Below are 12982 nucleotides of genomic sequence, written 5' to 3'. Positions count from 1 at the left end.
ACTGTTGCCAAAGTGTTCGCCATGAACGACACCGCCCCCGCCACTCCCCTCCGCGTCGGACTCGTCGGCTACGGACTGGCCGGTTCCGTCTTCCACGCCCCGCTCGTGTCCGCGACCGACGGCCTCGTCCTCGACACCGTCGTCACCTCGGACCCGGGCCGCGCCGCCCAGGCGCGCGAGGCCTACCCGGACGTCCGGATCGCCGGCAGCGCCGACGAGCTGTGGAACGGGGACCGGTCCCCCGCCCTCGACCTCGTCGTCATCGCCTCCCCCAACAAGACGCACGTCCCGCTCGCCACCGCCGCCCTCACCGCCGGCATCCCCGTGGTCGTGGACAAGCCGCTCGCCGCCACCGCCGCCGAGGCGCGCGAGCTGGCCGCGCTCTCCGAGCGGACGGGGACCTTCCTGTCCGTCTTCCAGAACCGCCGCTGGGACAACGACTTCCTCACGCTGCGCCGCCTCCTCGCCGCCGGCGAGCTGGGCGAGATCCAGCGCTTCGAGTCCCGCTTCGAGCGCTGGCGCCCGCAGCTCAAGGGCGGCTGGCGCGAATCCGGCGCGCCGGAGGAGATCGGCGGCCTGCTGTACGACCTCGGCAGCCATGTGGTCGACCAGGCGCTGGTGCTGTTCGGCCCGGCCGTACGGGTCTACGCGGAGGCCGACGTGCGCCGCCCGGGCGCGGAGGCGGACGACGACACCTTCATCGCCCTCACGCACGCGAGCGGAGTCCGCTCGCACCTGTACGTCAGCGCGACCACGGCCCAGCTGGGACCGCGGTTCCGGGTACTCGGCTCCAGCGCGGGCTACGTCAAGTACGGGCTCGACCCGCAGGAGAACGCGCTGCGCGAGGGGCAGCGGCCGGGCGACCCCGGGCGCACGTGGGGCGAGGAGCCCGAGCACCTGTGGGGCCGGCTGGGCTCCGGGGAATCGCCGCTGACCGGCGCCGGGACGCCGGTGCCGACGGCGCCGGGCGACTACCCGGCGTACTACGCGGCCGTGGCCGGCGCGCTGCGCAGCGGCGGACCCGCCCCGGTCACGGCGCTCGAGGCGGCGCACTGCCTGGACGTACTGGAGGCGGCGCGGCAGTCGTCGCGGGACGGCGTGACCGTGAAGGTCGGCTGAGGCCGACGACCGACGACTGACGGCTGACGGCTGACTACCGGCAGCCGACCGCGGACCACAAACCGCAGACCGCAGACCGCAGACGGGAAAGGGGCGGCGCCGTCGACGACGGCACCGCCCCTTTCCGTGCGTGCGCGAGCGGCGCGACTACGCGCTCTTGAACTCCTGGCGCTGGCGGCCGAGGCCGTCGATCTCCAGCTCCACCACGTCACCGGCCCGCAGGAACGGCTTCGGCTCCGGCTGGCCCGCGGCCACACCCGCCGGGGTGCCCGTGATCAGGACGTCGCCCGGGTACAGGGTCATGAACTGGCTCACGTACCGCACGACCTCGCCGACCGGGAAGATCTGGTCCGAGGTGTGACCGTCCTGCTTGAGCTCGCCGTTCACCCACAGCTTCACGTCGAGCGCCTGCGGGTCCGGGATCTCGTCCGCGGTGACCAGCCAGGGGCCGAGCGGCGTGAAGGTCTCGCAGTTCTTGCCCTTGTCCCAGGTGCCGCCGCGCTCGTTCTGGAAGGCGCGCTCCGTCACGTCGTTGACCAGCACGTACCCGCCGACGTGCGCGAGGCCCTCCTCGGCGGAGTCCAGGTAGCGGGCGGTGCTGCCGATGACGACGCCGAGCTCGGCCTCCCAGTCGGTCTTGACGCTCCCGCGCGGGATCAGCACGGTCTCGTCGGGGCCGACCACCGTGTCGGACGCCTTGAGGAAGAGGATCGGCTCGGCCGGCGCCTCGGCGCCGACCTCGGCCGCGTGCCCGTGGTAGTTCAGGCCGATGCCCACGACCTTGCCTATGCGGCCGACGGCGGACCCGGTCCGAAGACCCTCGGCGTCCAGCACCGGGAGCTCACCGGACCCGGCCGCGTCCCGGACCCGGGACAGCACGGAGTCGTCGGCGAGCAGCGCGCCGTCCACATCCGTGATCAGGCCGGACAGGTCCCGCAGGGTCCCGTCCTGGTCGAGCAGCGCGGGGCGCTCCGACCCGACGGGTCCTACACGCAGCAGCTTCATGGGCATTCTCCCGTGGTCGTGAGTGGTCGACCCATGGGCATGCCCCGGGCCGGACGATGGGTTGCGGCCATCGGAGGATTGGCCGATCCTCCAAGAAGTCGACCCAATCCGCAAGACCCTGTTCACAGACTGGAACACGCGGCTCCGCCGATCTTCCCCTCGGCCCGCTCCTTGCGGTGCTGGAGCCAGACCCGCTCGGCCACCGACCACGCGGTGGTGGTGACCAGGTACAGCCCGGCGGCGAGCGGCACGAGGGCGGCGGTGATCAACGTCCCGAAGGACAGCAGGGGCAGTACGCCGCCCAGCTTGCGCATGACCTCGCGCTGCTCGGCGCTCACGTCAGCCATCACCCCGGCGGGCTTGCCCCCTCCAGCAGCCGCCGCGGTGGCAGCCGTCAGCGCCGCGGCCTTGCGTCCGCGCGCCGCGCTCCAGGCGGCCACCGCCGCGATGGCCGCGAACAGCCCGAGGAACACCAGCCCCGGCGCCCCGAACAGGCCGCCCTCCCCGAGCGCGTCGCCCCACCGGTCCCCGAGCGGCGCGGCGAACAGCCGGTGCCCGAGCAGCTCGTTGGCGGCCCCGCCGATCTCCGACGAGGAGAACGCCCGGTACATCACGAAGAAGACCGGCAGTTGGAGCAGCACGGGCAGGCAGCCCGCCGCCGGGGTCGCCCCGCGGAAGGCGGCCCGGCTCAGCGGGTGCAGCGCGAGCCGCACGAGCACGGTGAACAGCACGATCGCGGCAGCGGTCGCGGACTCGGCCAGCAGCGGCTCCAGGAGCCTGCCCAGCTGAGCAACAAGATGAGTGAAAACGGACACGCGGGCCCTCCGAAGGGGTCTCGTCGAACGTCGAAAGTGATGCGTTTCGGCGTGACGACCCACGAGGGGCGACGACAGTGATCAGTCAGCGGAAGGCGAGAGGAACTGCGCGCCCCTACGCGGCCGTCGGGACGAGACGGCCGGGTGCCCTGGGCCGCGACCGGCCCGAGGCGTCGGGATCGCGCTGCGGCAGGAACGCCGTGCGCTGCTCACGATCACGGATCGCGGTGCGTATTCGGTGCGGCGGCACGGGCCGGACCAGACGCGCGGCGGCGGCCAGGGCCTCGGCGCCCACGGCGACGGTGACCGCGAGGACGGCCACCACGGCGCCGAGCCCGTTCTCCCCGGTGAACAGCCCGAGAACTCCTCCGAGCAGCACCAGCGGAATCAGCGGGACGAGCAGGGCGATCACCCGCGAACTCGCGCTCCGGGTGAGCGCGGAGGAGGCAGAGCAGGCGGCGAAGACCGGGAAGGACGGCGAGGTCCCACCACCGCTTCGTTCCCCAGCCATGCAGACCACCCCCCTTCCGCTCCCGCGCACGAACACCCGTACGCCCACAAGCCCACACGCCCATACGAGATCCAGGACCAGTACATCGCACTCGTACCCGTACTCGTACTCGCGATCGATCCTAGCCCGCCCCACTGACAACGGGCACGGAGGGGGAATCCTCCCCGGGCAGCGGATCCCGGGCCAGCACTTCGGCGTCGGGCCGCCCGTCGCCCGGCTCCCGCGGCCCGAACCGGGTCACCGTCAGCGCCACCGCCAGGTTCACGGCGAGGGCCACCATGCCCGCGTTGACACCCCACACCGGGTCGTTGCCCGTGAAGACCAGCCAGCAGACGACCCCGACCCCCGCGACCAGCCCGGCCACCGCCGCCGCCGCCGTCAATCTGCGCCACACCAGACCCTGCAGCAGCATCGGCACCAGCTGCGCCATGCCCTCGTAGGAGACGAGCGAGAGCCTCACGAGCGTGTTCGGCGCGGTGTAGGTCATGACCAGCGCGATCGTCCCGGCCACGACCACGACCAGCTGCGAGGCGAGCTTCTGCCGCTCCCCCGAGCTCCAGCGCGGCACGAGCGAGAGCACGCTGCGTCCCCACATCGTGCCGATGACCAGCATGAACACCGCCATCGGCACGATCGACGACAGCGCCGCCGCCACTCCGATCACGCCCACCGCCCAGGCCGGCAGCGCGTCCACGACCAGCTTGAACAGCGCGAGGTTGGAGTCCGCGCCCGCCAGCCCCGGTACGACGAACAGCGCGGCCATGCCCAGCAGCATCGGCACGAAGAGCAGCACGTTGTAGGCGGGCAGCAGGATCGCGTTGCGGCGCAGCGCGTCGGCGTCGCGCGCGCCCAAGTACCCGGCCACGGTGGTCGGGAAGATGACGACGGTCAGCGTGTTGAGCACGACGGTGGAGGCGAACCACCCCGCTCCCAGCTCGCCGCGGCCGCCCGCCCCGCTCCCGGCGCCGGGGAGCGTCAGCCACTGCGGCCGCTCGGCAGCGAGCCGGTCGAAGAGTTCTCCGTAGCCGCCGAAGTAGTGCAGGGGCACGTACACGGCGAGGAATCCGAGCGTGCCGATGACCAGCACGTCCTTGAGTACGGACACCCACGCGCTGCCGCGCAGTCCGCTGACGACGACGAAGCCGGTGGTGACGGCGAAGGCGATGAAGTACGCCCACTCCAGGGACACCGTCCCGTACGTCACGGTCGAGACGACCACGCCCATTCCGGTGATCTGGAGCTGGATGTAGGGGAGCAGGAAGACGGTCGCGACCGCCGCGCCCGCCGCGACCGCCGCGCCCGCCGCGCCCGCGCACCGCGAGCAGCCCGAGCGCGACGGTCGCCACCATGAAGACGGCGAAGACGGTGGTCGCGACGGCCGCCGCGCTCACCGGTGGTCACCCCGCCAGGTCAGCCAGACGGCGAGCGGGGTGACGAGGGTCGAGCCGGTGAACCAGAGGAGCAGGAACGGTACGCCGCCCGGTGCCGGCTCCACCCGGTTCACGAAGGGCAGCGCCCCGACGAACAGCACGAACGGCACGGCGAGCCACAGCGGCTGAGGACGTTTCATCCATTTCAGACGCACCGCTCCGACATTACGGTGCGCGCCCGCGCCCGCCCGTCAACGCTTGAGCGTCCCCCACACCACGAGCCGGTATTTGGAGGTGTACTCGGGCGTGCAGGTGGTGAGCGTGATGTACGCGCCGGGCTCGCCGTAGCCGGCGTCCGGCTTGACGATGCTGCGCGGGACGGGCGCGATCACCCCGGTGTCGCGCTCGCTCGTCTCCGCCAACGTCCTGCCGACGACGTACACGTACCTGCGCCCCCGCACGTCGACGATCAGCTCGTCCCCCGCCTTCAGCCGGTTGATGTAGCGGAAGGGCTCCCCGTGCGTGTTGCGGTGCCCGGCGAGCGCGAAGTTCCCCTGCGCCCCGGGCTGCGCGGTCCCGGCGTAGTGCCCGGCGTACCCCTTGTCCAGCACGGACCGCTTGTCGACACCCTCGGCGATGGGCACGACGACGCCGAGGCCGGGGATGCGCAGGACGCCGTACGCGGACTCCCGCGGCGGGGACTTGGCGGCGGCGCTCGACGGCGGGGCGACAGGGACCTCCGCCTCGGGAGGGGGCGAGACGGCGGGCTCCTCGGAAGGCGCTGCGGGAGACTCGGCGGCCGTGGGGACGGATTCGGGAACGGGAGGGGCGGCGGACCAGTCGCTCTCCAACTCCCTGACCTGCTCGTGCGCGGCGGCCAGGGCCTGCCGGTTGGTCCACCACACCTGGTGCACCACCAGCAACAACACCACCACGCCGACGGTGACGGCCAGTTCACCCGCCGCCCACAGGATCCCCGCGAGACCGGCCCGGCGCGCCCGCCGGCCCTTCCCCTGCACCACGACACGCACGTGATCTCGCACGGGCGGCACCTTAAGTCCTCCCCCGTCAACTGACCAGCCGCAGTACGGTGTGAACCATGCGCCCCGACACGCCTGCCGAGCACATCGCCGAAGCCGAGCGCCTCATCCGCACGGCGACCCGCTACCCCGAGGACCAGGAGCCCTTGCTCCTCCAGGCCGCGGCCCACCTCGAACTGGCCGACGCGCGAGAGCGTGCCAGCGCGCTGTACGACCAGCTCCTCTCCGCCTCCCCGGCCGACCCCTCCCTGATCAAGGCCCTCCAGGCGGCCAACCTCTGGGAGTACGGCCACGAGCCCGAGGCCCGCGCCCTGATCTCCGGCATCCGCGCGGCGGCCCCCTCGGACCCCGCCCCCTGGGAAGTCATCGCCGAGGCCCTCGAAGCCCACGACGAGCTGGAAGCCTCCCACGAGTGCTTCACGGAGGCGGCCACCCTCCTCGCCCCGGACAACGCCCCCCTCACCCCGGCGACCACCGCCCTCCTCACGGGCCGCCACCGCGTACGCCGCCTCCTCGGACTCCCGCACGACGACTGGGACATGGTCGCGGACACCCGCCACATCGGCCCGATCCCGCTGGACGAACTCCACGACCCCAAGCGCATCTGGGCCCTGGGCTCCGACGACCCCGCCGAGCTGCGCGCCGAGATCGCCCGCCTGCGCGCCGAGCTCGGCGACCGCCGCGCCGCGCTCTCCCGCCCGTTCCCGGTGGCCATCCTGCACTGGCCGGCGCGAGAGCTGGCGGAACTCCTCACCTCGTACCCCACCCTGGCCGCGGAGTACCCCTCCCACGACGCCCACCTGGCCCAGGTCGAAGCCTCCCTGCGCACCCTGGCCGCCTCGGGCACGACCAACCTGGGCATCGTCACCGCGAGCGTCCCCTCGTACGAGGCCTTCGCGGCCTCGGAGAAGACCTCCCCGTCCTCCCCGTCCCTCCTGGCCGAATACGCCACGACCCTGGCGGCCCGAGGCAAGGCCACCCCTTGGCCCCCGCCGACCACGTCCCCCTGCTGGTGCACGTCGGGCCGCCCGTACGCGGACTGCCACGGGGCGGCACGCTGACGGACACTGCGACACGGGCCGGCATCATGCACCCATGTCCGATGCCGTGCCTTCCTCCCCCGGGGTATCTGCGCGCATGAGCCGCCAAGCCTCGCGCAATACGACACCCGAGCTGGCCGTACGACGTCTGTTGCATGCATCCGGCCTGCGGTATCGCGTCAATGTGCCGGTACCCGGTATCCCACGGCGCACGATCGATATTGCGTTCGGATCGAACAGGATCGCGGTCTTCCTCGACGGATGCTTCTGGCACGGCTGCCCGCAGCACGCAACGCAGCCCAAGGCCAACGCCGAGTGGTGGCGCAGCAAGCTGGAAAAGAACATGGCACGTGATCATGAAACGACAACACATTTGGAATCAATCGGTTGGACAGTTCTCCGGTTCTGGGAGCACGAAAGACCCGACGATGTGGCACGTGCAATCACGAGAATCAAGGACAAGAAGGACAAAGGCGAAAAAATCTGACCTCATCGATGGAGTTCACGCGACCGACGTCAAATTTTCACGTCAACAGACACCTGGAGATCCAATGCCCGCCCCCTTCATAACATCCCTCTGCGGGTATCGAGACGGAAACCCGAATACCTCGGACGCGGGGAGCAAGCTCTCTATCGACCTGGGCAAACTGCTCTTCGAGGCAATTGGCATAAAATCTGACACCGTCGCATTGCCGGACAATACAGTAGGAGGCGTCATGGCAGACATGATGTCGATCGACTTGTCTCAGCACTTTCAGTCCTCTGCGCCACATCTCACCGTAACTCCCGAGAAATCACTCGACAGCTTCGAGCAGTACTCACACCTCAGCGCGGCCACCGAATTGCGCAAAAGTATGGCTACCGAAGTGGCTCGCACTGTGAATGATCTTCGCTCCTTCGCCGTGAAGTCGCCCATCGTTGACGATGCTCACACGAGACTCATCGCACATCTGGACAAGATCGACCACGAGGTCCTGCAGGCCGAGACCAAACGCCTCGAACTCCTGGATCTACTCGGGGAAGAGTCTGTACTCAAGCTCGACATCACGATCTCGCGAGCAACACCAGGCGTCGCATCGGCAGCAGCTCAGCACCTCATCGCAGGCCTGTCCCTCAAGTGGACCCTGAGGACCGATCGCGCTCAGGACTGCCGAAGCCAAGGCTCGAAGATGGCATCGCTCCGACGCGGCCGCATGCCGCACTTCGCCGCCGTGACGATGGAGCCGCGCCCGTCCATGCTGAACCTACTGGGGCGAGGTTCGGGCGATGTCGACTGCCTCTACCACCTCGACCTACCCGCCCTCTCTCAGGCCATCGATGAGTACTGCTCCGGTACGCGAAGGAAGGACCGACTCAAGATGCGTGACAACTTCCGACGCCTCTGTGACCAGCGCCGGCTCCGCGACTACGACGAACTGCGCAGCTACGTCTCAACACTGTGAGGTGCACCACCGTCGTGGCCCCACAGGGGTTGACTCTCCGGCGCAGCCGACTGGGCGAGCAGTCGTGCGGGACACCCGTCGAGCATCCGGCACAGATCTCCTCCTGTGCGACCACACCAGCATCCGGGACAACTGTCAGTGCCTCCGATTAACCTGGTGCACATGGCTAAGCGCATCTCCATGATCGACCTGTTCGCAGGCTGTGGCGGCATGACTTCGGGCTTCATGGCGGCAAAGGGGTACAAACCGGTCATGGCGGTGGAGTGGGACCTGCATGCCGCAGCTACCTATGCATCCAACTTCGGCGAGGAGCACATGCGTTGGGGTGACATCGCCAAAATCCAGGATCACGAGATCCCTCGGGCAGATGTCATCATCGGCGGCCCTCCTTGCCAGGGCTTCTCCAACCTGGGCACCCGCGACGTCAACGACCCTCGGAACAAACTCTGGAAGGAATACATCCGCTTCGTCCAGCACGCGAAGCCCAACGTTTTCGTCATCGAGAACGTTGATCGCTTCCTGAAGTCGTCCGAGTTCCTCCTACTCCAGGAAGAGGTACGTGAGGGCGGCCTGCTGGATGGATACGAGCTCACGTCCGGAATCCTGATGGCCGCCAACTACGGGGCACCCCAGCGCAGAAAGCGTGCCATCGTGATCGGCTCCAAGATCGGAAAGATCCCCCTACCCCCTCAGACTCACGGGCAGGGAAATCCGATCGGACTCAAGCCGTGGCGCACAGTGAAGGACGCCTTCGACAGGCAAGGACTGGCGGACAAGCCCGAGACCACCGCCCTGCCTGCCTCAAGCGCCAGGTTCTTCGGAGAGACCGTTCCGGGCGTCTTCAAGAGCAAGGATCTCCACCTCGGCCGCACCCCGACCGATCTCTCTCTGCTTCGCTACGCCCACGTCCCTCCGGGCGGAGGACGCTTCAATCTTCCTGAGGAACTACTCCCGAACTGCTGGAAGAAGAAGACGAGCGGCACGACCGACGTCATGGGTCGAATGCAATGGAACGAACCGTCGCTCACCATTCGGACAGAATTCTTTAAACCTGAGAAGGGTCAATATCTCCACCCTCAGTGGGAATCCGGAAAGAATGGATATCGAGTAGACCGCCCCATCACCCACCGGGAAGCCGCCCTTCTACAGACCTTCCCCGACAATTTTCAGTGGTGCGGAACAAAGATCCAGATCGCCAAGCAGATCGGTAACGCCGTTCCGCCGGCACTGGCGGAGGCAATTGCGAAGCACCTCAAGCCGTATCTTCTCGGGACCCCTCAGCGATGATCAGCGGGGCAGGCCAGTAGGGCTGGCCTGCCTCCGCCACAGCGTAGTGGATGCCTCCGATGTCCACCTGAAGGCGTGAGTCACTCGGCTCTGCACGGGTCAATCGTACCGCCAACCACGTGCCTTTCTCGGGCACTGTCAAGCCAAGAGATCGCGCAATTTGTGGATCCTTCCCTTGTGCACCAAGGATTATCACACCTTCCGGCTGCAGGCGTTTCCTTGCATCGCGAACTCTCTTCGCCGAATCCAGCTGCTTCGCGACCGTTACCACTGCATTGCGGTCAATGATTCGACCCTGCACACGCCGGAAGAGCTCATCAACACGCCTCTGACCCGCAGGTTCAGCCATGATTCCAGCTCGGACGCCATGGCCCAACTTCAATAGCAGATTCTCGCGCATAGAACCGTTCTCAAAGAGCCACCGGATCGCCGAACGTCCCGGCTTGGAAATAGACCTCTTACCGTCCCGATTCCCGCCCTTCGTCAGAATCCTCTCGCCGATCCGGACGAGCCCTGCCACATAGGAGGAATTCTGATCGTCAGCAGACAGCAGGAGGCAGATGTGCCCGATGGCCTCCTTCGGGATCATCCACTGCCCGGTGAGTGAAAATTTTGCGTCAACATCCACACCAGAAACGCTGTAGTCCATCTCCAGGCCGCGCGGAAGCCCGAATTCGGACTGACAGACGATCTCGACCTTCGTACCCAGGTAGGTCTTCTCAGTCTTGGCCAACTGCCGAATGTCGTAACGCGCCGTTCGCTGACCGTCAAGAACCTCGTCAATTGACTGCCTGAGGACTGCTGAAAACCTTCCCTCAAGGCTGGGTTGACGAGTGAACCAGGCGGCTACCCGATCGAGTTCGGCGTCTTCTCCATCAGGCGCGCCGAGGTCGTCGAACAACATCTCATCTGCTGGCATGGCATCAGAATACGATCGGGGTCGATCATGTACCAGAGCTCGATCACACAGTGACCGAAAGGCATGGACCCAAGGGTCGAAAGTCCGGACAGTCATGCGTGGGGCAGCACAACTGTCTGACATGCCCCTATTCGTCTAAGATTTGATGAATCTTCATGGAATCCGCCAGAATCTCCCGAACTCCCGAGAGCTCTGCCGCGACACGCATCCACCCGTACTCCGCAAATGCTCGGTTCAGCGCAGCAACTACTTCATCGAGCACCTCTCCCACTTCGCAGACTTCCCCGCGCTCGGGGGAGGCCGTAATCCGCCTCCAATCGATGGGCCCCGAAGAGAGTGCGACGCCGTCCGCCACCGGAACGGACAGTAAGAGTCGAGAGCCCCCGCCTTCCCCCACCACCCAGAACACTCCCACTCCTGTAGTCGAACTCCAGTGAGTAATACAGGCGTCGAGTTCTCCGACGTGATCAACTTCTCCGACCCCACAGCCCTGGGAGCCGCCAGCCGTCGGGGGCATCAGCGCTCGGCCGGCCGTTCGGCCTCGAACCGACTCTGCGCGTGGTCCAGCGTTTCATCCGCGTCGAAGCCGCGGACATGCAGCCAATGCAGCACGTCAGCGATTAGATGAGTACCGGCGTCACCGGTCATAACCCGGCTGAGCACCGAGCCCGAGGTGCAGGGCTCTGCAACTTGCCTGTACTGCCTGATCACCGGCTCGATCCAGGCGATGTGCCCGCTGACCTCGTATCCGGCTTGCGGCTTCGAGATGGTTGCAACCTCGGCCCATGTCGTCTTGCCTGACGGTGTCGGGATAATCCCCCATCGATCCGCCGTAGCGTCGAGGAGTCCGAGACCTCGGCCTGTCTCAGACTGGAGGTCTGCGGCGACCAGGGTGGGGAGGGCGCGCGGGTCGGGATCCTGGACCTCGATACGCAGATGCGAGCCCCTGATTCGGAGCACAAGGGTCGTGGGTGTTCCAACTCCCACATGGATGAGCACGTTGGTGACGAGCTCACTGACGCAGAGCTGCGCGGCGTCGACCAGATCGGCCATTCCCCAATACTCCAGGTGCTGCCGCACCACGCGGCGTAGAGCGGGGACCTCTTCCGGCTCAGCCAGGAATGACAGCTCCAACGGCTTCAGAACATGAGTTCGGGCGACGTCCATGTGCGTATACCCCCTGCGGTGCGATGTTCTCGCGTGTCACGATCCGTCCCCGATCAGTCACGCGAATGCCTGTATGCAAGCATGGCGGCGCGCATCCCGCCATGCAATGTGCATGAGGGGATTCGCTCCATTGAGTGATTGACCCCTCTCCCCACTTCCTATGCGATGGAATGTCCAGTAGAGCGCGAGGAGTTGAAATGGCAGGTTCCCCCACGGCCCGGCGTCGCCGACTGGCCATCGAGTTGAAGAAACTTCGTGAGGACAACAACCTCACCTGCAATCAGGTGGGCAAGGAGCTGGACTGGAGCGGTTCCAAGGTCAATCGGATGGAGACCGGCCAAGGTCGGGTACAGCCTTCCGACGTCGAAGCGCTGTGCCGCTTCTACGGCACGTCCGACGAATTTCGTGAGCTACTGAAGTCTCTGGCGAAGGAATCGAAGACCAAGGGGTGGTGGCATGCCCACGGGGACGCCGTACCGGCCTGGTTCTCGGTCTACATCGGCCTGGAGCAGGCAGCCTCCAGGCTTCACAACTACCAGGGTGAGTTCGTGCCTGGCCTGCTACAGACCGCGGAGTACGCCACCGAGCTGAGCAGAGCGTCGTCCGGGCAGACGGACGAAGACATTCAACGACTCGTGGACGTGCGGCTGAACCGTCAGAAGCTCCTGGTAGACCCCTCGCCGCCCGATCTCTGGGTCGTCATGCACCAAAGCGTGCTCATGCACATCGTCGGAAGCCCCGCGGTGATGGCAAGGCAGCTCGAACACATCGTAGAGATCACCCGATTGAAGAACGTGACAGTGCAGATCCTCCCTTACGACGCCGGGGCATACCCCGCCACCGGCCCGTTCACGATCTTGGGGTTCCCCGAGCAGGAAGACCCAGATGTCGTCTACCGGGAGGGCCTGACCGACTCGGTCTACCTTGAACAGCCGGCGGATGTCGTCCTGTACACCAAGGCATTCGATCACCTACGTGCCCTGGCCCTGGGCCCGCAACGATCGGCGGCCTTGGTCCTGAAAACACTGAAGGAACACACCTCATGAACCTCTCCACCCACGCTCGTTGGCGCAAGAGCAGCTACAGCAATGGCACCGGCGGCGAGTGCGTTGAAGTCGCTGACGGAGACGGATGCATCGGAGTGCGCGACTCGAAGCAACACCAAGGTCCTTTTCTGTCCTTCGAGTCGCACGCTTGGTCGATCTTTGTTGAGCAAGTACGCAGGGGATCCTGATCAAGACAGACCAGTAAGTCCGCCCTCACCGCC

Annotated in this window: 14 protein-coding genes and 1 pseudogene; 7 read left to right on the top strand and 8 right to left on the bottom strand. The window is 66.9% G+C overall.

Annotated features, from left to right (window positions below):
* Positions 1–21: 21 nt before the first annotated feature.
* Positions 22–1119 (top strand): Gfo/Idh/MocA family oxidoreductase, encoded by a 1098-nt coding sequence (locus J7F03_RS20225; protein WP_214951352.1) that lies wholly within the window; start codon positions 22–24, stop codon positions 1117–1119.
* 147 nt (positions 1120–1266) lie between these two features.
* Here J7F03_RS20225 and J7F03_RS20220 read toward each other — a convergent pair whose 3' ends face one another.
* The 6 genes and pseudogenes from J7F03_RS20220 to J7F03_RS20195 all read right to left on the bottom strand — a co-directional run bounded on the left by J7F03_RS20220 (position 1267) and on the right by J7F03_RS20195 (position 5863).
* Positions 1267–2124, bottom strand: a complete 858-nt coding sequence (locus J7F03_RS20220) for a fumarylacetoacetate hydrolase family protein (protein ID WP_214951350.1) — start codon at positions 2122–2124, stop codon at positions 1267–1269.
* A gap of 122 nt (positions 2125–2246) precedes the next feature.
* On the bottom strand, positions 2247–2939 hold the full coding sequence (locus tag J7F03_RS20215) for a YidC/Oxa1 family membrane protein insertase (RefSeq protein WP_214951348.1): 693 nt from the start codon (positions 2937–2939) through the stop codon (positions 2247–2249).
* Positions 2940–3054: 115 nt separating this feature from the next.
* Entirely contained in the window at positions 3055–3294 is a 240-nt protein-coding gene (locus J7F03_RS42690; RefSeq protein ID WP_374104369.1) for a DUF6412 domain-containing protein, read from the bottom strand.
* Positions 3295–3571: 277 nt separating this feature from the next.
* Positions 3572–4735 (bottom strand): annotated as a pseudogene (locus tag J7F03_RS20205) (sodium:solute symporter); the annotation flags it as partial.
* Between the two features lie 102 nt (positions 4736–4837).
* A complete protein-coding gene (locus tag J7F03_RS20200; protein WP_214951346.1) occupies positions 4838–5020 on the bottom strand; it encodes a DUF3311 domain-containing protein in 183 nt (60 codons plus the stop codon).
* 51 nt (positions 5021–5071) lie between these two features.
* On the bottom strand, positions 5072–5863 hold the full coding sequence (locus J7F03_RS20195) for a class E sortase (protein ID WP_214951344.1): 792 nt from the start codon (positions 5861–5863) through the stop codon (positions 5072–5074).
* Positions 5864–5919: 56 nt separating this feature from the next.
* Here J7F03_RS20195 and J7F03_RS20190 point away from each other — a divergent pair, with 56 nt between their 5' ends.
* From J7F03_RS20190 to J7F03_RS20175, 4 genes are all read left to right on the top strand, one after another.
* The gene (locus J7F03_RS20190) at positions 5920–6921 is read left to right on the top strand and encodes an SEC-C domain-containing protein (protein WP_214951342.1); all 1002 of its coding nucleotides are present in this window, start codon (positions 5920–5922) and stop codon (positions 6919–6921) included.
* Positions 6922–6955: 34 nt separating this feature from the next.
* On the top strand, positions 6956–7387 hold the full coding sequence (locus J7F03_RS20185) for a very short patch repair endonuclease (protein WP_214951340.1): 432 nt from the start codon (positions 6956–6958) through the stop codon (positions 7385–7387).
* A gap of 229 nt (positions 7388–7616) precedes the next feature.
* Positions 7617–8342 (top strand): NgoMIV family type II restriction endonuclease, encoded by a 726-nt coding sequence (locus tag J7F03_RS20180; RefSeq protein ID WP_251072185.1) that lies wholly within the window; start codon positions 7617–7619, stop codon positions 8340–8342.
* A 162-nt stretch (positions 8343–8504) separates the two neighbouring features.
* Positions 8505–9629, top strand: a complete 1125-nt coding sequence (locus J7F03_RS20175; protein ID WP_214951338.1) for a DNA cytosine methyltransferase — start codon at positions 8505–8507, stop codon at positions 9627–9629.
* On the opposite strand, the gene J7F03_RS20170 is transcribed toward J7F03_RS20175, so the two are convergent.
* Positions 9595–10548, bottom strand: coding sequence for a NaeI family type II restriction endonuclease (locus J7F03_RS20170; protein ID WP_214951336.1), 954 nt, complete (start codon positions 10546–10548; stop codon positions 9595–9597). The two genes, J7F03_RS20175 and J7F03_RS20170, sit on opposite strands and share 35 nt — an antisense overlap.
* A gap of 516 nt (positions 10549–11064) precedes the next feature.
* Complete coding sequence (locus J7F03_RS20165) at positions 11065–11715, bottom strand: ATP-binding protein (protein WP_214951334.1); 651 nt, start codon at positions 11713–11715, stop codon at positions 11065–11067.
* Positions 11716–11912: 197 nt separating this feature from the next.
* On the opposite strand from J7F03_RS20165, the gene J7F03_RS20160 reads away from it, so the two are divergent.
* Both J7F03_RS20160 and J7F03_RS20155 read left to right on the top strand, forming a co-directional pair.
* On the top strand, positions 11913–12761 hold the full coding sequence (locus J7F03_RS20160) for a helix-turn-helix transcriptional regulator (protein ID WP_214951332.1): 849 nt from the start codon (positions 11913–11915) through the stop codon (positions 12759–12761).
* Entirely contained in the window at positions 12758–12949 is a 192-nt protein-coding gene (locus J7F03_RS20155) for a DUF397 domain-containing protein (RefSeq protein WP_214951330.1), read from the top strand. Before J7F03_RS20160 ends, J7F03_RS20155 begins: the two co-directional genes overlap by 4 nt.
* The last annotated feature ends 33 nt before the right edge of the window (positions 12950–12982 follow it).

This window comes from Streptomyces sp. ISL-43, assembly GCF_018614195.1.
Lineage (GTDB): Bacteria > Actinomycetota > Actinomycetes > Streptomycetales > Streptomycetaceae > Streptomyces.
The sequence above is the reverse complement of the archived record's forward strand: the minus strand, read 5'-3'. Positions and strand labels throughout refer to the sequence as shown.